Below are 20,814 nucleotides of genomic sequence, written 5' to 3' on the forward strand. Positions count from 1 at the left end.
ACCAACTCGACAGCATGCGAATTCACTTCATACCTCACAAAGGTTGGTCACGTGTGATAACTGTGTGCTGCTGTTTTTTGAGTTGACGGCGCATCTTGTACTTGGCCATGATCATATACAAGGACGGCACGACAAACAAGGTTAACAAGGTCGAGAATAACAATCCGAAAATGACGGTAAACGCCAGTGGCTTAAAGAGCAGGCTTCCCAATAGTGCTAACGGAATCATACCTACAATAGCTGCCAAAGATGTCAATAAAATCGGTCTGAAGCGAGCGGCGGCTGCCTGTATCACGGCTTCCTTTAATTCCATTCCTTCATGGCGTGCATCCTCGATAAATTCAATTAACACAATCCCATTCCGCACAACAATGCCCGCGAGTGCAATAATTCCCATGATGCTCATAAAACCGATAGGCATACCGGTCAAGAAAATACCAATAATCCCGCCGGCTGCTGCCAGGTACACGGTCGTCATAATAATAATAGGAATGGAGAGAGAATAAAATTGCATAGTAATCAAGAGTAAAATGAGCAAGACTACAACGATCGCCAGCTGTCCTAAGTCCTTGAATATGGTCGATTGGTCAGAGGTTTCCCCACCAACCTCCCATTTGTAGCCTTCTGGGAACTTCATTTGCGCCAGCTTACTTTCAACATCAACCATCGCTTCGCTTGCAGTTCGTCCGTTCAAATCGGCTTCCACCGTAATCGTCCGCTCCATATTGTAATGCTTGATTTGCTGAATAGCAAATGACGGCTTAATCTGGACGAGCTGGTTTAATGGAATTTGCTTACCAGCTGCATTAACTACACTTAATTGTTGGAAAAGCTTACTTGGCTCCTCGTCACTGTGATTCAAATACATTTTAATATCTACCAGACTGTTTCCAGTATCAAATTGGCTGACTTGGGCTCCTTCTTTTAATAGAAGCAGGGTGCGAGTCAAATCTGTGTAGCTTACCAGGTACTGATCCATCGTTTGTTTGTTGACCTCAAGCTCCAGTGCATATCGTTCAATTCCTATATCATCCACGATGCCTGTTGTGCCCTCTACTGTCGCGATCTGCTCCTTTGCTTTTTGGGCAAGGATTTGCAGTTCATTCAGGTTCTGACCTGAGATACGAATGGAAACGGGCTTGCCCACTGGAATCCCGAGACGAGGAACATACATCGTAACTGTAACTCCAGGGTAGGATTTCTTAACATGTTGTTCCCAAGCATCAACTGTCGTATTGAGATCGAATACGTTTTCTTTGCCGACGACAGCAATCTGCCCCACCGTTTCGTTATAACTAATATTTCCACCCATACTATTAATGTCACTAAACAGTTGTGGGGCAGTCCCTCCAGCGCTGTAGACGACCTTGGAAGTTTCAGGTTGCTTTTTCACCCAGCCTGCAAGGTCTTTAACGACCTGGTCGGTTTCCGCAATTGAAGTGCCTACAGGCATTTTTACATTTAGTGCAACATGAGGATCTTCCGACTCAGGAAAAAGTTCAACTGAGGTAAAGGGAACTAATCCATAGGCGGCTGTTCCAAGCATGAGTCCGACCATGGCTGTCAACAAGGGACGCTGAATGACCTTAGGCATCAGTTTTTGTGAATAGAGCTTATTTAAAGAATGAATCTGCTGGCCGAGCAAGCCTGCTGGTTTAGACTTACCCTGAGGGTGACGAGCCTGTCTGCGCTTCTCATACCATTCTCGAAAAATAGGGATGATGGTGAGCGACATAATCATAGAGGCAAGCATGGTCAGGGAGACAATAGCAGGAATGGGTTTAATAAAGGCACCTACATTTCCAGGAAGAAACAACAATGGCGCGAAAGCTGAGATGGTGGCCAGAGTTGCAACCAAAATAGAAAGCATGACCTCTTTGGTACCTTTTACAGCTGCGACTGAGGGCGATTCTCCTAATTCCGTAAGTCTACGCTCAATATTATCATTTACAACCACGGCATCATCCACGAGTATGCCCAGTACGATGATCAGACCGACAACGGATATCTGATTTAGAGTAATGCCGAACATAGGCAAAAAGATAATGGCAATCGAAACCGAAATAGGAATGGCCAGTGCGACAAATGCAGAGGTGAGCAAATTCAGCCCCAACATACAAACGAGAATAACGGCCGCAATCGCAAGAATCGTTTCACGCTTTAAGTCGTCAAAGATATGGCTTACCTGATCCTTTTGTGCAAAAAGAGTTTGAAAGTGAACACCTGCGGGGAGTGTTTTCTCCAGCTCTTTGAGCTTGGTATTGACCTTTTCACTCATAGAAGGGATGTCTGTGCCTGTTTCTGCTCCAATACTTAGCGTAATGGCCGGTTTACCCTCTACATAGGCAAAGTATTCTGTATTAGGATGTGCCAGCTCCGTTGTGCCGACATCTCTCAAATATACAGGATTACCTTCTTTGGTGCGTGTCAAAAGGACCTGATTCAATTCATCAGCTTTTTCGGTTTCGCGAACAATAAGTTGATAGGTACGTCCGTTGTATTCAATATTACCAGTAGGAACCCGATCAATTTGAGACTGGATCGCTTGAGCTACTTGTCCCCATGACAGCTGGTATTGCTGAAGCTTCTGATTGTCAATATGGACACGTACTTCTTGATCAGGGAGACCATTGAATTTGACGCTAGATACGCCAGAAATGGTATTAAGCTGGTCTTTCCAAGTTGTTGTTAAATCATTTAGTTTATACAGTGGTGCGGAAGAGTCAGCTGTTAGGGCATAGGAGCCAATAAAAGAGCTGGTTAGTTTGTCATTTACAACAGGCACTTCAGCGCCTTGAGGAAGATCAGCTTGTGCATCTTGCACTTTTTTACGCATATCATCCCAAACCGTTTGAGGATCAACTCCGTTTTTGGATTCGATTAAAATTGAGGAGAATCCGTTACCAGAAGTCGAACTAATCGTTTTAACACCTTCAACTTCCTTAATGCGTTTCTCCAGCTCTTTAGTTACGGTTTGTTCTACTTTTTGTGGTGAAGCACCAGGGTAGACTGTTGTTACCATAGCATTCTGTATGGTGACATCCGGCATTTCCTGCTGTGGTAACTGGAAAAAGCCGAAGATTCCGACCAAAATCAGCATGACAAAAAACAGCAATGTAATTTTGCGTTTTTTTACGATGTACTCAATCATGGGCGTCCGCCTTCTTCCGACTGAATCGCATTTCCATCAAATAGGTTTTCTGCCCCTTTAACGATAATACGTTCGCCTTCACGAAGTCCCGATACGATTTGCAACTGATTATCTACAACCTGATTACCAAGCTCCACAGGGGTTTTAACAGCTTTTCCTTGAATGTCTTTGAAAATAAAAGGCTTGCTTCCCGTGTTAATGACTGCTTCGGCAGGAACGAGAATCCCATTCTTGTCGGTCACCTGTTGAGCAGCTTTAATGACCTGACCGGGTAACCAGTCTCGCTGTGGATTGTTTATAACAATCTCTACGTTAACCCTTCCCGTGTCGGTGCTGGTTGAAGGATAGACGTTAGACACCGTACCTTGACGAGTCTCTTCATAGAGCGCCAATTCTACTTGTTGACCCTTTTTCCAATCCTTAATTTCACTGTCTGGTACAGGAAGCATTACTTTGAGGCGGTCGATGGAGCCTATGCGATAGACGGCTTGCCCTGACGCGACCAAATCACCTGTATTCACGATTTTGTCTAAGATTACACCGTTCACAGGAGAGATTAGACGTGTGCGTGAAAGTGCCAGTTCTGCCTGCCCCTTGGCAACAAGGGCTTTTTCGTAGTTGGCATGGGCTTGTTTTTGGGAAGCTGCAGCCTGTTCACTGGCCGCAAGGGCTTTGCTTTTACCTGCAAGCGCATCTTGAAAGGAAGCTTGGGCGGATTGATGATCTTCGGCTGTGGCTCCTTCCAGCAAAAGGGACAGGGATTCCTTGGCTTGTTCCAGGTCTTTCAGGGCTGCGGTAGCATTCAGGCGAGCATTTTCATTATCTGATGCGGTAGCAGCGCCTGCCTCAAACAGCTTCTGTGTACGCTCGCTATCCGTCTTGGCCTTGTTATAAGCGCTTTGTGCCTTATCTACAGTAGCTTGCGCTTGTTGTTTCTCTTGAGCACGTGCGCCTTTATTGACCTTGTTAACATTCGCGCGAGCTCCTGTAATGCCGGCATCGGCGGATTGAATCGCGGAGGTAGCAGCCTGTAAATTAGCCTGTGCGTTATCAATACCAGCCTGTGCCTCCAAGATGGAGGCTGTCGCCTGTGCCACCTGAAGCTTGTAGTCAGCGTCATCCAGACTAGCAATAACGGCGCCCTTCTGTACAGCAGTACCGACAGTGAGATATGCACTGGCTACAGTGCCTCCATTTTGGAAAGCCAGTGTGTTCTCCTCATAAGCCTGAAGAGTGCCTGACAAGTTATAGGCCGTATGAAGTGGCGTGGATTTGACGATTGCGGTGCGCACAACGGTTGGCTGTGCAGATGAACCTAGAGCGGCATCTTTTTTTTCTGTAGAACATCCGGTGAGTGCGATGCTCAGGGATAAAGTGAATATGATGATGGCCCGTTGTTTATTCATGATTATCAATCCTTCCGATAGGGTCATAATTGGAGTTGTGAACTAACCAGTATTATTTGAACTAATAAGTTCAAATGTATTATAGTGCGCCGATATTGCATTCGTCAATTCATCGTTTTAGATTTTATGAATTAGTTGACGGGATTTTCGTAACTTTTGCCTATATAATAAGTCTATTAACATAAGAGGATTTTTTTGTTTATTGATAGAGTACACGCGCGGAACAAAACCGTTTGAATACATTGAAGATGGGAGCTATTATCCAAATGTTTTTAAGTAATAAGAAACAGAGTGAAGTGAAAGTTAATGGCAGAGGAATGGCTAGAAGATGGGCCGTGTTAACACTGGCAGGGGTATTATGGGTCGGTCCGGTTGCTGGAACTGGGGCTCTAATCCCCTTGAATGGTTGGATGTCTGCTCCAATCGCAAGTGCAGCCTCTGGTTCAACTGTAAAATTGGGCGAAGAGATCATTACTTCGGGTGCAACATTATTGAAATATCGTTTTAAAGGTTCCAAAGGAACAGCGCTGGCTGATATCATTCGAGTGGACTTGCAAAATCCGTACGTTAAGCTGGATGTCATGACGGGGAAGAATGGACAGTTTACGACCCGTCAGAGCACAGGTGGCATGGCAAAAGAGACCGGGGCGGTTGCTGGTGTAAACGGGGATTATTTTAATACTTCCAGCGAGGGAGCGCCAATCGGTGGACAAGTATCCAAGGGTGTGTTGATGTCTACTCCGTCTGATTTAACGGGTATGTATGCCTTTGCTGTAACCAAGGATGGTTCTCCGATGGTGGAGCAGTTTACTTTTGAAGGTACAGTGAAAGCTGGAGATGGGTCGTCCTTCTCTTTGGCGGGGATGAACAAGGCTTCGTATTCCCCTGAGACGAGTGGGGGCAACTATAGTCACTCTAATGCTATGTATATTTATACATCTGCTTGGAAAGCAATTGAGCGCCCCAAAAACAGTTCGACAACGCCCACCGAGATATTGGTACAAAATGGTGTAGTTACACAAGTCTCCGACAATGCTACGTTGAATATGACCGTTCCGCAGGATGGCTATATTTTACGTACTCATGGTAAAGCCGCTGATTATGCCAAAGCGCATCTGACCGTGGGACAAACCGTAGAAACGAGCTATCATCTTCGTGTTAAATCGACAGGGAGTGAAGTAGATCCTTCTAACCTTCAGATGATGATTGGTGGACATACCATATTAGTAAATGACGGCCAGAAAACCTCTTTTTCCCGGAGCACAACAAGCATAGGCGGGACGCGTGCGCGTACAGCTCTGGGATATTCTCGTGACAAGCGTTACGCTTATGTCATTGCTGTTGAGAAGAATGGGAACAGCGTTGGTGTATCCCTGAGCGAGCTGCAAACGCTGATGAAGGATATTGGCGTCTGGAAGGGGATGAACCTTGACGGGGGCGGCTCTACCACTATGGTGACACGTGATTTGGGAGATACGACAGCGGGGCTTACGTTCAATACAGAATATGGTACAGAGCAACGTAGTATTGTAAATGGAGTAGGGGTATATACCAATGCTCCTAAAGGAACGCTCAAAGGCTTCACCATCAAGGGCAATAAAACGCTGCTGATTGGACAGACCGGAAGCTATTCCTTCAAAGGCTATGACAACTACTACAATCCATTTGATACCTCGAAAGTACAAGTGACGTGGAAATCCAGCAATCCGGCTGTTGTATCAGTGAGCGGCGGCGTTGTAAAGGGAGCCAAACCAGGAACGGCTACTTTAACGGCATCCAGTGGCTCAGCCAGCGCTACAACCAAGGTCACGGTGCTTGGAGCAGATGAAATTTCATCACTTACCGCAGGCACTGGAACTGGCTCGCTTACCGCTGGAGCTAAAATCGCTGTACCGGTAACGGCAAAGACAAAAGATGGACAGAGTGTCAGCATTACGTCCGATGCGCTCAAATGGGAGTTCATCGGCTTTAAGGGAAGTGTCAAGGACAATCAGCTTACGGTAAATACGGTGGATGCAGGCGTAAAAACGGGCTATGCCATCGGTCGCTATGATGGTTTCAGCGCTGTCGTCTTCCTGTCTGCTGGTGGAGCAAGTACAAACAACTGGGAGAACTTCGAAAATGTTTCGTATCCGGTTGATTTTACTTCGAATGTGGAAGGTGTTACTGGCACAGCGGCTGTTGTACAAGGAGATGGTGACCATGCCAATTCCAAAGTGCTAGAGCTGAACTACGATATGACGAACGGCAGTGGTAAAATGTATGCTTACGCTCAATTGAACGGCACATCCGGGAAAACGCTTGAACAGGCGGCTACTTCCATCTCGATTGATGTCAGAGGGGATAAGAGTCTGAACTGGCTGCGTGCAGAGCTAGAGGATGCTCAAGGCAAAACAGCATATATTGATCTCGCTAAAGTGATCGACTGGAACGGCTGGAAAACCATTAATGCAGATATGAGCGGTTTGAATATTTCGTATCCGGCGAAGCTGAAGCGTCTTTATGTGGTCAATGTGGCAGAGGGTCAGGACGAGCGCGCTAAAACAGGCAAAATTGCTTTTGATAATATTTCTTTTAATACACCGGGAACGGTCGGTACAGAAGGACTCAAAAAGGGAACAGCTCAGATGACGATCGGACAAAAATCAATGACGGTGAACGGAACGCCTACAACAATTGATGCAGCTCCGATGACCCGCAATGGCTCAACGTATGTTCCGATTAAGTATGTGCTGGACGCATTTGGCGGACAAGCCAAATGGAATGCGGGCGATCAGCGGATCACCATTATGCGCGGCGGTGTGCTGATGGATTTGACCGTAGGGAAAAAAGAAGTTGTTCTGAACGGGAAGCGTCAAAGCACTGATGTTGCACCCGTTGTGCTAGGAGGTAGGACTTTAGTCCCGTTAAGACTCGTGTCTGAGCAGTTAGGAATGACTGTAAAATGGGAACAAGAAACGAAGACCATCACCCTTCAGTCATGATATGGTATGATATATACTTGAAATGCTAGGATTGGAGTAGAACATTTGTGGACTTTCAAGCCGATATCATAGACCGAGTCATTAAAAATGCCATCCAGGTGATGGAGAACAGCAAATATCAGATGTTCGAAATATTGGACACGGCCCGGACCGAGCTGGTCACGTTAAATCAGGAGCTCCAGAGCGTCTTGAAAGAAACGGCAGAAACGATCGAAAAGGTGGACCAGCTGGAAATGAACTATCGGCGGTCCCGCATTCGGTTGACTGAGGTCAGCCGTGACTTCGTTCGCTATTCGGAAGAGGATATCAAGCAGGCTTATGAGAAGGCAACACAGCTTCAACTCGATGTGATGATTTTCCGTGAGAAGGAAATGTATCTCAAAGCCAGAAGAGATGATCTTCAAAAGCGAGCCAAAAGTGTTGAGGCTTCTGTCGAGCGTGCCGAAACCATCGGTTCGCAGATGGGGGTCGTGCTGGAATATTTGTCGGGCGAATTGGGACAAGTGACGCGGATCATCGAATCGGCCAAAAACCGGCAGTTTATTGGTCTGAAAATTATTTTAGCTCAGGAAGAGGAGCGCAAACGCATATCCCGTGAAATTCACGATGGACCTGCGCAGCTCCTTGCGCATCTAGTGCTTAGGACGGAAATTGTGGAAAGAATGATCGCCAAGCAGGAATTTAAGATGGTTCAGGACGAAATAGTAGACTTGAAGAAACAGGTTCGCTCCAGTCTTGAGGAAATGCGAAAGGTCATTTTCAATTTGCGTCCTATGGCCCTGGATGACCTGGGACTTATTCCGACGCTCCGGAAATATGTGCAGGATTTTGAAGAAAAAACGAAGATTAGATCGCTTTTTGAAACAAGGGGCAAGGAACACCGTCTCTCTTCCGCGATGGAAGCAGCCATTTACCGTCTGATCCAGGAAGCTTTGACCAACGCTGCCAAGCATGCTTATCCTACCTATGTGCTTGTTGAGATTACCTATCAGGCGCAGCTTGTAAAAATCGTGGTGCAGGATAATGGTTTGGGCTTCAAGCCAGAGCTTTTTCAGCAAAAAAGCAAAGATCATGGGCATTTTGGTCTGATTGGTATGCGGGAAAGGGTTGAACTGCTCGAGGGGAGAATGGAGATCGAATCAGCTGAGAATCAAGGCACCAAGATAGTGATTCATATCCCAACCAACGTGGAAAAGGGAAAGGAGTAACAACATGGAAAATCAGGAAATTAGTAATGCACCCATTAAAGTTCTCTTAGCGGACGATCATCAGTTGTTCCGTGAAGGGCTTAAACGTATTTTGAATATGGAGGACGACATTGAGGTCATCGGAGAATGTGGCGACGGTATTCAAGTGTTGGAATTCTGTAACGTAGAGAAACCGGATATTGTTCTGATGGACATTAATATGCCAATTGAAAATGGTGTAGAGGCAACCGAAAAACTGCGTGAGATGTTCCCGGATGTCAAAGTTATCATTTTATCCATTCATGATGATGAAAGCTATGTATTCGAGACATTGCGCAAGGGAGCCAATGGTTATTTGTTAAAAGATATGGAGGCCGAGTCCCTCATTAATGCAATTCGTTCGGTTCATGAAGGATATGCATTTATCCATCCGAAGGTAACGGGTAAACTCATTCAGCAGCTTCGCCGGATGACCTACTTGAACGAAACAGGGGCTATGGCTGAAGGTCATACGAAGGAAGCCGGCGTGAAGTTTGTCGCAGGTGAAAATAATCCATTGACCCGTCGTGAAGCTGAAGTGCTGCGTTTGATGGCTGAAGGTAAGAGCAACAAGATGATCGGTGAATATTTATTCATTAGTGAGAAAACGGTCAAAAACCATGTCAGCAGTATTCTGCAAAAAATGGAGGTTGATGACCGTACACAAGCAGTTATTAACTCAATCAAATATGGATGGGTTACGCTGTAAAGTGTAGTTTTTCCATGCATTAGACGATGCAGCTGCTAATAGATATGAATGCTGTATCGCCTTTCTTTTGGAGCGATATGTCCGCTCATACGGAAACCCAGTACATAACCGTGACACCTCTTCCTGTTATACGGCATATATTGTCGCTATAGGAGGAGGTGGAACCCTCGTGACGGCTCACTTGGTTTGGATATTGCTTATATACGGTGTGGGAGCCGCAGTCGTTCATCTTATGTATATACGACAGGCGGTTCAGGCTTATCACAATGGTGAAGATTCACGCGCAATATCTCCGGGTCATCGTGCGACTCGCTATATTGTGATTACGTCCAATGACGGAGATCGTGTGGAATGGGTGATGCGTTCGCTGAACATACTTGCCTGGCTACACCGGAGGCCGCTACATGTGACAGTACTGGATGATGAATCTATGGACGATACGCTACCGATTCTGACACGGTTAGTGCGCTATAGTCATATGGATGTTTCAGTCATTTCAAGTCGTTTTTCACCGGGGAACCCGGTCTTACCGAAGTCAGGCGGTGAAAAGCAGGTTGTTATTGATCTTAGAACGGTCAAGTCGTTGGCGGACACCCCACTTGTTCCTTAGCGACAGGGGATTGTGGACATTGTGGTCAAAATCGGATATAAATGTTTATAAACAGTTGCATAGGCAAGATGACAGGGATTTCATTGAGATCTACTTGATGTGAAGCACACTTCAGGCTATTAGCCATAGGAGTGTGCTTTTTTGCTGTTCTCTGGGGTGACAAGAACCGCAAAAATCATGAATGGGAGGAGAAGGGGAAGGTGAAAATTGCAGTATATGCAGTGAGGTATAAAGGGAATTGGACTCTCCGATTATCTGTGGATATTCGAGTAGATATGACATGGTGGATGAATCAAGATGAGGGGCAAGAGAATGTTGTCGAAAGATGGGTGTTATTAGGAGATGAGCTTCCCTTGTCCTGGGGGACAAAGCTGTGCGAAACATTTAAGGAATTAGCAGATATGGAGCGATGGGGAAAACGGCAGTGGTGGGCTTATATTCTCGCACAGCTAAAAAGTGAACTGGCTCCTGAGCCTTTCAACGGAGAACGGATTTTATCTGGAGGAGTAGAAAATATATGCATTTGGGATGGTGGACAAGAGTGGACTTCTCGCACAGAAAGTAGGAATGAGGGACGAGAAACAAACGGAGGTTTACGTTCTATTCAAAAAAGGAGCCTTGTCACGGGAATTGATGGATTGGATAGGGAGTGTTTAACACGACAAGCGAATGAGCTGGTTAATTTGTTGTCAGGACGCCAGTTACTCGTTCCGGAAGCCGAAGCGCTACTGGCAGAGGCAGCGTCAGGTTTGGAGCGTACTTGGCGATCCGCTGCACAGCTTGCATATCTGCAAGGCCGACTCAGCTTTGCTGCTGGCCTCGCTCCAGCACCACGTACGCGATGGTCTGCCGCGCGTACGCATGAACTCCGCTGCAACCGTTGTGGCAGCGGGATAGTGCACCGCACGAGCTGTGCGTCGTGCGGACGTAAGGCGTGCGCTTACTGCGAGACATGTCTCGCGCTGGGGCGCAGCCGTGAATGCTCGCTGCTGCTGCGCGGTGCAGCGAAACCCGCCCTGCCACACACAGCAGGCACAGCCCCGGCGACGGAACTCGACCGCTGGGGGCTGAGCCCTGCACAGCGTGCCGCCGCGGAAGCGGCGCTGCGCTTTTTGGCCGCACCGCACGGCGAAGTGCGGGGGCGTTTCCACCCGGAAGGCCGTGGGCTCCGGGCGTTGTTCCGGCGCGTCATGGTTGCGTGCCGGGGATCAGATGCTGCCTCTTCGCAGGGCAGCAACCTTGCCCGTAGCAGGCATTCTTCGCCAAAAACTGGCGAAGGTGTAAGATATAGCGCTGATCGGCAGGTGCCCAGTACCACGGTAGAACGTTTTCTGCTCTGGGCTGTAACAGGCGCAGGCAAGACGGAAATGATGTTTCCGCTCTTGCAATATGTGTTGGACCACGGAGGGACGGCACTTGTGGCAACACCACGCCGCGATGTGGTACTTGAGTTAGCGCCTCGTTTGGCCATTGCTTTTCCCAATGTGAGCATGGTGACGCTCTATGGGGGGAGCGTAGAACGCTGGCAAAGGGGACAGCTGACACTGGCAACGACACACCAGCTATTGCGTTATCGTCAAGCCTTTGACTTGGTTGTGATTGACGAGATTGACGCGTTCCCTTATCACAATGATCCTATGCTTGCCTTTGCTGCACGAGCAGTATGTAAGCCGAAGGGAAAGTTTATCTATTTGTCTGCTACACCACCCCATGCTTTGCAGAAAGAGGCTGCACGCGGTCTACTGCCACACGCCAAGGTTCCCGTTCGTTTTCATCGTCATCCCCTACCTGTCCCATTTCGCCTGGGGACTGCTTCAGTGCAACATTGGCTGCAAAAAGGTCGGCTTCCCGCATCCTTTATTCAACGCCTACGCGTATCCATACAACGTGGAGCACAGGTTTTCCTGTTTGTGACACGAATCTCACATATTCAGGGACTTGTGGAGCTGCTGATTAAACAATTGCCTGATGTACCTATTGCTGGAACCTCCTCACAGGATGAAGAAAGAACCGCTAAAGTGCGCTTATTTCGAGCTACTGAAATACGAGTTCTGGTCACAACGACTATTTTGGAGCGAGGGGTGACTGTTCCACGGAGTGATGTGTATGTGTTAGACGCAGACAGCAGTCTTTTTGATGAAGCCTCTCTTGTCCAAATGGCTGGTCGCGCGGGAAGGTCCAAGGATGATCCATGCGGAGGTGTTATTTTTACATCGCCCCAATGGACTCGAGGCCAAAAGAGAGCGATTAGACAAATTAAACGAATGAATGCACTGGCTCGGAAAAAAGGGTACCTGAAGGAGGTGAAGCACTAAATGTATTAAATAAAAAAAGTTTTTTTGGAAATGTGAAACCTGAAACAATGTCAGTACGTAAACTACCAAGAAAGGTGCATTCTGGTATGGGGATGATTCCAAGAACCCGTCTATTTTTGAATTGGTTATTCCAACGTCAGTCCCAAACATGTATCGCTTGCGGCACTTTCACAGGACGTTTTTCTGAATTCTCTGGGATATGTACTTCTTGTTCGCTTCAAATTCCTTGGGTTTACAACATTCGTTGTGTTCATTGCGGACGTCCGACGTTTTGCCCGGATTGCGTAAAATTTGACCGATTAGTACGTTACTTTGTATGCAATCGGAGTGCAACCAGCTATACGCCGATGATGAGAGAATGGATTGGACAGTTCAAATATCGCGGGAATGAAAAGTATGGTTCCCTGCTGGGTGAGATCATGAATCGAGCCTATCAGGCGATGAGGTATGAGTTTGCAAGTCTTAAACATTCTCGTTTCAAGCGTTCTTTGTGGAGTGTGGATATAGTGACCTGTGTCCCGGTAAGTAAGAAGAGGCTGACAGAGCGAGGCTTCAATCAGGCTCGGATCTTGGCAGAAGAGATCGCTAGGCGGAATAATCTCCCCTTCCTATCATTACTTGCTCGTCCACAAGATACAGGCAAACAAAGCTTTAAATCAAAAAAGGAACGCATGAACACAATGAATAATGCGTTTTCTGTCCACCCCAATATGACAAATTTGCTGAAGTCTTTTATTTTAAAAGCTGAATCTCAATGTGTTACGAAGGATAAGCTTTCCGTTACCGTTTTGCTTGTAGATGATATTTATACAACGGGGAGCACATTGCAGGCGTGTGCACGTGTATTGAGAGAAAAGGCATTAGAGCAAGGAATACATTTGACTATTTTTTGCCTGACTTTAGCCAGATCATAAGTCCAAATCTCCAGTATTTCTCATGATTATTTTGCTTGAAACTATGAAAAAAGGGTATAATTCCCTTAATGGAAGAATTAGATGATAGAGCAGAAGCCATTTAAACCATACAATCAGCAGGATTTGACAACGAGCTAGAGAGAGGTATATAATAAAAGTATAGAGACAAACAAAAAGTAAGGAAGTGAGGGATGAAAACAGAATATTTCAATTTAGAGGTTGATTTTTTTGGAAAAGAGGAGTACAATTTCTATCTGTTGATAGCTAACATGATTGGTAATAAGTGATTAGCTAATGACTAAAGAGCGGACATTGGGAGTGTCTCGCTCAGTAGTAAAGCAGTTAATTAAAATTTAAAGCTAAAAAGAGGAGAGAAAAAATCATGAAAAACGTAATGAAAAAAGTAGCAGTATCTAGCATGTTGGCAGTTAGTTTAGGTGCAGTATCTTTGTTGAGTCCACTTGCAACAGGTCAAGTAATGGCAAAATCGAACTCTGACCAAATTAAGGATCAAGCTGAAGAACAACTGATCATCAAACAACAAGAAGAAGCCCAAAAAGCATTTGAAGCAAAACTTTTTGGAACTGAAACTACTGAAAATGCAGCAACTACAACACCAGCTCAACCAGCTACTGAGAACAATAATCAAGCAACAACCACAAAACCAACAACGACTACAACTGAAACACCAGCAGCTGTAAATACAATCACAGTAAATGTTCAAGAAGGCGACACACTGGCTTCTATTGCTGAAAAATACGGTGTAACTGTTGAAGAACTGGTTAAAATCAACAACCTGGTTAAAGTAGGGCAAGAACTGCAAGTACCGCAAACAAACACAAATAAATAATTATCATTATAACTGTACAATAAAATGTGTTTTTTAAACCAAGCGTTTGACTATAGTATACGGGAAGGCCTCTATTAAAACAATGCTTTTTTGAATAATTATTTGTGAAATAGCTTGTTTTTTTGGGCTGCAAATTTCCACTGGTGCATCTAGCTTGATTTAAGATAGGTTATAAGTTGAGATGATGTTAGGTCCATGAGATTTATGAATACCCACACTCCATGTGCGGAGCATTCGTATGGGCGCCGTTCCCCCGGATTTACAGGGCTTTCTTGATGTCATTCGGGGCACAGGTGAACATGAATTCTTCTGAGGATTGTTTCGCCCGGTTTTTCCCTCATCTTGATATTTAATTTCTACATTTACTCATATTCATATATAGCTATTTTAATTGTATAATGAAGCGCTATTCCCGAAAATAACTGGAATGGCGCTTATTTTATTTCTATCTAAAGTATGGAGCAATGTTTGACGATAAATAAACACATGCAATAGGCTGAACTATTAGCTTCCATGAGCTTTCTTTATTTTATGTCATTGCATATTGATGCATATAGATGTAGACAAACTTTTACTGATGGATCATTCTCTCTTATACTTTTTATATGATAGCTTATAAGATGTGCAATTGTGTAAAATCTGAAAATCTTTTTTGAAATATTTGCTAGACGAGGCTCTTCATTATAAGTTAATGTAAGGATAAAAGTAATTAAAGATCGGAAATTGGAAAGGGGCGCTACAGAGGATGAATTTGGATAACTGTCCTCGCTGTGGAAAGCTGTTTATTAAGAACGTCAGGGGAATCTGTCAGAACTGTATTAAAGAAATTGAATTTGAATACGAACGCTGTGTCAAACATATACGTGAAAATAAGGGCATTCATATGCATGAGCTTTCAGAGGCTACTGAGGTATCCGTAAAGCAAATCACGACATTTATACGTGAGGGACGTATTTCCATTGCTAATGCGCCCAATATGACGTATCCTTGCGAGGTATGCGGGATACCGATTCGTGAAGGGCATATGTGCGATTCTTGTCGAACACGTCTGACTAAAGACCTGCATCAGGCTGTACGCGAAAGTAGTAATCAGGATCAAAGTAATAATATGGGCTCAGGTACCTACAGCGCGATTGATAAACTTCGTGGAAAGTAGTACAGGGGAATTAAAAACGCATTCAGCTATTCAAAAAGTTTCAAATACCGCCGATAATCTTTATAGAGCTTATCGGTTTTTTTATTTTTAGCAACCATGCACAAAATAAAGAAGTGAGGCATAATACGAACCATGTTCGACGCTATGTCGTCTGATACATTCTGACCATATCAAATAACTAAGGAAGGTGGAAGTTATGAAAATTAACGAGACCAACCGCATCGGAGCTATTAATCCATATCAGCGCAATATTGAAACAGGACGTCAAGAGGAACAAAAGAAATCCCGCCGCAAGGACGAGGTTTCCATTTCTCCGGAAGCAATGGAAATGCTGAACCGCAGCAGTGATGCAGACCGTGTTAAGAAAATTCAGGAGCTTAAGCAGCAAGTAGCTTCTGGTACTTATCGTGTGGATGCCGATAAAATTGCAGAGAAGCTGTTACCTTACTTCAAGCAGTCTTCTGAAAGCTAGGTGAAGGAATATGCCTTTAGATCGATTGATTGATGTGCTGGAGCAGCTTAGAGAGGCTCACGAGCAGTTGATTGCATTAGGAAATCAAAAAAAAGAAGCACTGATATCAAATAAGGTAGATCAGCTCATTCTAGTCATGAACCAGGAATCGAAGATGTCCAGACACATTGAACAGCTGGATGAGCGACGCCTGCAGGCAGCATATGAATTTTTGCAGGAACGTGGTATTAAGTCCAAGTTGAATCTTAATATTACGGAGTTGTCTCGTCTTGTGTTTGATGTAGAAGACAAGCAGCGCCTCCTTCACATTCAAAAAAATCTAGCGGATACGCTTGTAGAATTGAAAAAATTAAATGAGTTGAATCAACAGCTTATACAACAGGCGCTTTCCTATATTGATTTTTCTATTGAGAGTATGTCATATTATGCGGAATCTGAAGCGGTTTATCAGCGTCCAGCTGACAAAAGTACCTCTACTGTACGAGCGGGACTATTTGATACACGCGCCTAATTGAAGGAGGAAAATATGGTCTCAACATTTCATGGTATAGAAACAGCGAAAAGAAGCTTAAACACACAAACGGCAGCACTTAATACAACCGGACACAATATCTCAAATGCCAACACAGCGGGTTACTCCAGACAAGTGGTTAGTATGAAGGCCTCGGACTCTATGGAAGCCTACGGTTTGAATCGTTCCGTTGTACGAGGTCAAATGGGTACAGGGGTTGAATTCACTGCTATTGAGCGCGTCCGTCAGACGTTTTTGGACGATCAGTATCGTAATGAAAGTTCTTCTCAAGGTGGATGGGACATTCGCTATGACACACTGAACAAGCTTGAGACCATTATGAATGAGCCTTCGGATACAGGTATACGTAAGGTCATGGATAATTTCTGGGATGCATGGTCCGATCTGAGCCAAGATCCTCAGGATGTCACGAATCGTAAAATTGTAAAAGAGACTACGCTTGCTCTGACAGATGCGATGAACCAGGCTAGCAAGCAACTGGATGCACTCAGTTCTGATTTGACTAATAACGTTACATTAAAAACATCTGAGATGAATTCGTTATTGCAGTCTATAGCGGACCTGAATGGTAATATTTACAAGTTGGAACAACTTGGGGATAATCCAAATGACTTGCGTGATCAGCGGGATTATGCAGTTGATAAGTTGTCCAAGCTTGCAAATGTGCAGGTAACTCAGCTGGATAACGGTTATCAGGTAACGGTGGCAGGACAGATAGCTGTAGCGGGTACAGAGGTAACTGCTATTACGGCGGCTGGCCTTGAGGCTGCATATCAAGGTGGAACGTTAACTGGTGGCGAAGTGTACGGTATGGTTTTATCCAGAGATAAATATGTAGCAGATTACAAAACTCAGATGGATCAGCTAGCTAATACGCTGGCGAATGGTAACATTGAAATTACTTTACCTGCAGGTACAGTTCTGCCTGAGGGAACGGTACTAAATTCAGGTGTCAACAATGCAGCAGTGACTTACTCGAATGCGAATAACAACAGAACCTTGACCGCGGATTTGAAAGTAACTGTACAAGGGATTAATGGACTCCATCAGTTGGGATACACCCTTAGTGGTACGACACCACAAAAGGGCGGAGCGTTCTTTACCTCCAAAGATGGAGCTGCTATTACAGCAGGTAACATTACGCTGAATAAGGATATTCAAGATGATCCCAATAAAATTGCCAGCTCTTTGCGTGTAGATGGAACGGGGACGGCCAATGAGAAGGTAACCGTGGGTAACAATGCTTTGGCATTGTCTATGGCGAGCCTGAAAAATGTGAAATTTGGTTTTAATACGACTCAAGCTCAATCTACTACGGTAGATGACTTCTTCAGTGCAATTGTTGGGCAATTAGGTGTCCAAACCCAGGAAGCAGAGCGTCAATCGCAAAATGCGCAGCTGTTGACTGAGCAAGTGGACTTGAATCGCCAATCCGTCAGCGGGGTGTCACTGGATGAAGAAATGTCGAACATGATTAAGTTTCAACATGCTTACAGTGCAGCTTCCCGGTTCATGACAACTTTTGATCAACTGTTGGACAAACTGATTAATGGTACAGGCCGCGTAGGTCTCTAGTATAATGAGAAGGTGGAGTAAGCCATGCCAATTCGAGTGACTTCAGGGATGACCAGTATGCAACTGCTCAGTAACCTGAATCGAAATAATAATAATATGGGTAAAATGGAGAATCAGATTTCGACTGGTCGTAAGTTGAATAAGCCTTCAGATGATCCAGTAGGGGTGACTTATGCGCTACGTTACAGAGCCGAGTTGGCTTCTAATGAACAATACAAGACAAACTCAGATGCGGCTGTTAGCTGGTTAGATTTCACTGATACAACCATGCAACAAGCCAGTGATGTAATGAAGCGTCTTAAAGAGCTGACAGTACAGGCTTCAAGTGAAACACTTCCTCAATCGGGCTTGGATTCAATTAAACTGGAAGTTGATCAGTTAAAAGAACAAATGATGAATATTGGTAACAGCCAGCTTCGTGGGAAGTATGTTTTTAATGGACAAAATTATGATCAGATGCCGTATCAGCTATCTGCTACGGTAACAAGTTATGATCAGATTAATCCGGATCAAGCCGCGGTCAGCTATGCAGTTGGAGACCAAGATGCATTTCGGGTAAATACGTCCGGTAGCGATTTTTTTGGGAAATCGACAGATGCTGATAATGTTTTTAAGGTTATGGATGCTATATCTTCTGCACTAAGCAGCGGAAATAGTACGGCAATATCGAGCCAACTTTCAAGTATTGAATCCCGCTTTACTAAAATGCAGACCAGTTTGTCTGAAGTGGGAGCACGTACGAATCGGGTTGAACTGATACAATCCCGTTTGGAAGAGCGAAATTTGAATTTGACGACACTTCAAGCTAAAACGGAAGATGCGGATGTTGCTAGTCTGATGATTCAAGCTACATCTGCCCAAACCATTTATGAAGCCGCCCTGAAATCATCAGCTAAGATCATGCAGCCATCCCTGATGGACTTTATGAGCTGATCTCTATCTTTGACATTTATAATTTGAAGCTATGGACGAGTGGTCCGTAGCTTTTTTGTTACTATATATAGGAGGAGTTACTTATGACCCCAGAACAGAAATTAGATGAAGAGAACCAAGATACAAATACTAGTCTTTATGTGTTTCCGAAAGGAATACCAGGATTTGAACAACTTCGGGAATTTCAGCTACAGGAGCATAATGAATTATTTAGTCTTTTCAGTGCAGTTGAGCAGCCTGCTACTATTTTTATTACTGTAAATCCATTTGATTTCTTTAAAGATTATGAATTTGAATTATCTGATGATGCCCTAGAGGATATTGGAATTACCAGTCAAGAACAGATAGCAGTACGATGTATCTGCACATGGAACAGCGATCAATCCAAAACGACGGTTAATTTGCTTGCGCCATTAATCTTTAACATTGAGCAGCGAACGGGGAAGCAAATTGTTTTGCAGAATACGAAATATACTATCAAGCATCTCTTATGGAATGAAATAGAGTTCAGCAAAGGCGGTGAGTCCTAATGCTGGTATTAACACGTAAAAAGGGTGAATCCATTGTAATTCAGAATGATATTGTCGTCACGGTTCTTTCTGTCGATGGCGATACTGTGAAAATTGGTATTTCTGCTCCTAAGGATATTGATATCTATCGAAAAGAAGTCTTTGAGGCTATTCAGCAAAATAATCAATTTGCAGTTATGGATTCCAATGCCATTCAAAGTGCTATGTTGGAGATGGAGAAGAGAAAATCCTGATCCACCAATGATAGTAGTGCATATTCATTGAGAAAGGCCGACACGAGTAAAGTGTCGGCCTTTGTTTGACTAGATTTTATGCTTATTTATCTGGAACAGTAATTGATATAATTATGTATTACCGCGTTTATCGTAATACCGAAAATCTACATCTGGGTATTGTTTGATGGCTTAAGTTAGGTAGGACAGGTTGGATTTGGGCAAGGTCATCACTATATAAAATGGTGATTTTAAACGAAATAACCGAGTCGTAAACTTCTAAGAAAATATTTCAAAAAAAAGCTTGAATGCTATAAACAATTCTAGCTTAAGGGTCGATATATAGTTTAGAGCGGTAATTCTTCAGGGCGGCCGACCTGTGAAGACGCTTATACCACAAGGATGTGGGAATCAAACCATTTCAGGGAGGAAATTTAAAATGATTATCAATCACAACTTACCTGCAGTAAATACACACCGTAACATGCAATTGAACAACACGGCAGCAAGCAAAAACATGGAAAAATTGTCTTCAGGTCTGCGTATCAACCGTGCAGCTGATGATGCTGCGGGTCTCTCCATTTCCGAAAAAATGCGCGGTCAAATCCGTGGTCTGGAACAAGCACAACGTAACGTTCAAGACGGTATCTCTTTCGCACAAACAGCTGAGGGTGCAATGAACGAAGTATCCTCCATGCTGACTCGTATGAAAGAACTGAGCGTTCAACAACTCAATGATACTTACAGCGCTGGCGATAAATCTAACATCAAAGCTGAGCTTGGTCAATTGGGCGGTCAAATTGATGCAATCCTGTCCAACACTAAATTCAACGGTATTGCGATTTCCGGTGGAAGCGTTAAAATCCAAGCTGATGATAACGCGTTCGTTCTCACTGTTAAAGGTATCGATTCCACTCAAATTCGTGGTCTTACTTCTGGAGTAACTTTGTCTGCTACAACAAATGCAATTGAAAAAGTTGCTAAGCAACGTGCTAACTTGGGTGCTATGCAAAATCGTATGGAATACACTTCCAACAACTTGGGCACAACTGTAGAAAACCTGACAGCTTCCGAATCCCGTATTCGTGACACTGACATGGCAAAAGAAATGGTTGCTCTGTCCAAAAACAACATCTTGCTGCAAGCTTCCCAATCCATGCTGTCACAAGCAAACTCTGCGCCACAAGGCGTACTGTCGTTGCTTCGTTAATTTTAAACGACAGCCGTTACAAAAAAAGA

17 protein-coding genes are annotated in these 20,814 nt (G+C 44.4%); 15 read left to right on the forward strand and 2 right to left on the reverse strand.

Translation table 11 applies throughout. The features are described from left to right. Positions 1-34 precede the first annotated feature (34 nt). A complete protein-coding gene (locus NSS66_RS12595) occupies positions 35-3,151 on the reverse strand; it encodes an efflux RND transporter permease subunit (protein WP_340959045.1) in 3,117 nt (1,038 codons plus the stop codon). Then, on the reverse strand, positions 3,148-4,557 hold the full coding sequence (locus NSS66_RS12600; protein ID WP_340959047.1) for an efflux RND transporter periplasmic adaptor subunit: 1,410 nt from the start codon (positions 4,555-4,557) through the stop codon (positions 3,148-3,150). Before NSS66_RS12600 ends, NSS66_RS12595 begins: the two co-directional genes overlap by 4 nt. A 266-nt stretch (positions 4,558-4,823) precedes the next feature. Between NSS66_RS12600 and NSS66_RS12605 the strand changes: the two genes are divergently transcribed. The 15 genes from NSS66_RS12605 to NSS66_RS12675 all read left to right on the forward strand — a co-directional run bounded on the left by NSS66_RS12605 (position 4,824) and on the right by NSS66_RS12675 (position 20,785). Next, positions 4,824-7,541, forward strand: a complete 2,718-nt coding sequence (locus NSS66_RS12605) for a stalk domain-containing protein (protein WP_340959048.1) — start codon at positions 4,824-4,826, stop codon at positions 7,539-7,541. 47 nt (positions 7,542-7,588) lie between these two features. Then, on the forward strand, positions 7,589-8,749 hold the full coding sequence (locus NSS66_RS12610; RefSeq protein ID WP_013312293.1) for a sensor histidine kinase: 1,161 nt from the start codon (positions 7,589-7,591) through the stop codon (positions 8,747-8,749). 4 nt (positions 8,750-8,753) lie between these two features. Beyond that, positions 8,754-9,476, forward strand: coding sequence for a response regulator (locus NSS66_RS12615; protein ID WP_007432713.1), 723 nt, complete (start codon positions 8,754-8,756; stop codon positions 9,474-9,476). Positions 9,477-9,645: 169 nt separating this feature from the next. Next, positions 9,646-10,086, forward strand: coding sequence for a hypothetical protein (locus tag NSS66_RS12620; RefSeq protein ID WP_340959049.1), 441 nt, complete (start codon positions 9,646-9,648; stop codon positions 10,084-10,086). Positions 10,087-10,286: 200 nt separating this feature from the next. Beyond that, entirely contained in the window at positions 10,287-12,401 is a 2,115-nt protein-coding gene (locus NSS66_RS12625; protein ID WP_340959050.1) for a helicase-related protein, read from the forward strand. Between the two features lie 86 nt (positions 12,402-12,487). Next, on the forward strand, positions 12,488-13,315 hold the full coding sequence (locus NSS66_RS12630) for a ComF family protein (protein ID WP_256704526.1): 828 nt from the start codon (positions 12,488-12,490) through the stop codon (positions 13,313-13,315). A gap of 382 nt (positions 13,316-13,697) precedes the next feature. After that, entirely contained in the window at positions 13,698-14,165 is a 468-nt protein-coding gene (locus NSS66_RS12635) for a LysM peptidoglycan-binding domain-containing protein (protein ID WP_028542157.1), read from the forward strand. 745 nt (positions 14,166-14,910) lie between these two features. After that, complete coding sequence (locus NSS66_RS12640; protein WP_023990675.1) at positions 14,911-15,321, forward strand: TIGR03826 family flagellar region protein; 411 nt, start codon at positions 14,911-14,913, stop codon at positions 15,319-15,321. Between the two features lie 196 nt (positions 15,322-15,517). Next, the gene (gene flgM, locus NSS66_RS12645) at positions 15,518-15,793 is read left to right on the forward strand and encodes a flagellar biosynthesis anti-sigma factor FlgM (RefSeq protein ID WP_013312286.1); all 276 of its coding nucleotides are present in this window, start codon (positions 15,518-15,520) and stop codon (positions 15,791-15,793) included. A 10-nt stretch (positions 15,794-15,803) separates the two neighbouring features. Then, positions 15,804-16,304 carry a flagellar protein FlgN gene (locus tag NSS66_RS12650; RefSeq protein ID WP_068938901.1) on the forward strand — a complete coding sequence of 167 codons (501 nt, stop codon included), beginning with the start codon at positions 15,804-15,806 and terminating at the stop codon, positions 16,302-16,304. 15 nt (positions 16,305-16,319) lie between these two features. After that, positions 16,320-17,900, forward strand: a complete 1,581-nt coding sequence (flgK, locus tag NSS66_RS12655; protein ID WP_340959052.1) for a flagellar hook-associated protein FlgK — start codon at positions 16,320-16,322, stop codon at positions 17,898-17,900. 24 nt (positions 17,901-17,924) lie between these two features. Then, positions 17,925-18,833, forward strand: a complete 909-nt coding sequence (gene flgL / locus NSS66_RS12660) for a flagellar hook-associated protein FlgL (protein WP_075154850.1) — start codon at positions 17,925-17,927, stop codon at positions 18,831-18,833. Between the two features lie 83 nt (positions 18,834-18,916). After that, positions 18,917-19,363, forward strand: a complete 447-nt coding sequence (locus NSS66_RS12665; protein ID WP_340959053.1) for a flagellar assembly protein FliW — start codon at positions 18,917-18,919, stop codon at positions 19,361-19,363. After that, positions 19,363-19,596: a carbon storage regulator CsrA gene (gene csrA, locus NSS66_RS12670; protein ID WP_209940550.1), complete on the forward strand. Its 234-nt coding sequence runs from the start codon at positions 19,363-19,365 to the stop codon at positions 19,594-19,596. The genes NSS66_RS12665 and csrA overlap by 1 nt, the downstream gene beginning before the upstream one ends. A 418-nt stretch (positions 19,597-20,014) precedes the next feature. Then, positions 20,015-20,785 (forward strand): flagellin N-terminal helical domain-containing protein, encoded by a 771-nt coding sequence (locus tag NSS66_RS12675; protein ID WP_061829919.1) that lies wholly within the window; start codon positions 20,015-20,017, stop codon positions 20,783-20,785. Positions 20,786-20,814 lie beyond the last annotated feature (29 nt).

This window comes from Paenibacillus sp. FSL R10-2748 (genome assembly GCF_038005565.1).
Lineage (GTDB): Bacteria > Bacillota > Bacilli > Paenibacillales > Paenibacillaceae > Paenibacillus > Paenibacillus polymyxa_B.

Bases quoted from the DNA above. Each gene is read 5' to 3' on its own strand.
- csrA (WP_209940550.1), top strand. From the start codon at position 19,363: ATGCTGGTATTAACACGTAAAAAGGGTGAATCCATTGTAATTCAGAAT.
- NSS66_RS12640 (WP_023990675.1), top strand. From the start codon at position 14,911: ATGAATTTGGATAACTGTCCTCGCTGTGGAAAGCTGTTTATTAAGAAC.
- NSS66_RS12630 (WP_256704526.1), top strand. From the start codon at position 12,488: ATGGGGATGATTCCAAGAACCCGTCTATTTTTGAATTGGTTATTCCAA.
- NSS66_RS12605 (WP_340959048.1), top strand. From the start codon at position 4,824: ATGTTTTTAAGTAATAAGAAACAGAGTGAAGTGAAAGTTAATGGCAGA.
- NSS66_RS12595 (WP_340959045.1), bottom strand. From the start codon at position 3,151: ATGATTGAGTACATCGTAAAAAAACGCAAAATTACATTGCTGTTTTTT.
- flgM (WP_013312286.1), top strand. From the start codon at position 15,518: ATGAAAATTAACGAGACCAACCGCATCGGAGCTATTAATCCATATCAG.
- NSS66_RS12675 (WP_061829919.1), top strand. From the start codon at position 20,015: ATGATTATCAATCACAACTTACCTGCAGTAAATACACACCGTAACATG.
- NSS66_RS12600 (WP_340959047.1), bottom strand. From the start codon at position 4,557: ATGAATAAACAACGGGCCATCATCATATTCACTTTATCCCTGAGCATC.
- NSS66_RS12615 (WP_007432713.1), top strand. From the start codon at position 8,754: ATGGAAAATCAGGAAATTAGTAATGCACCCATTAAAGTTCTCTTAGCG.
- flgK (WP_340959052.1), top strand. From the start codon at position 16,320: ATGGTCTCAACATTTCATGGTATAGAAACAGCGAAAAGAAGCTTAAAC.
- NSS66_RS12665 (WP_340959053.1), top strand. From the start codon at position 18,917: ATGACCCCAGAACAGAAATTAGATGAAGAGAACCAAGATACAAATACT.
- flgL (WP_075154850.1), top strand. From the start codon at position 17,925: ATGCCAATTCGAGTGACTTCAGGGATGACCAGTATGCAACTGCTCAGT.
- NSS66_RS12650 (WP_068938901.1), top strand. From the start codon at position 15,804: ATGCCTTTAGATCGATTGATTGATGTGCTGGAGCAGCTTAGAGAGGCT.
- NSS66_RS12635 (WP_028542157.1), top strand. From the start codon at position 13,698: ATGAAAAACGTAATGAAAAAAGTAGCAGTATCTAGCATGTTGGCAGTT.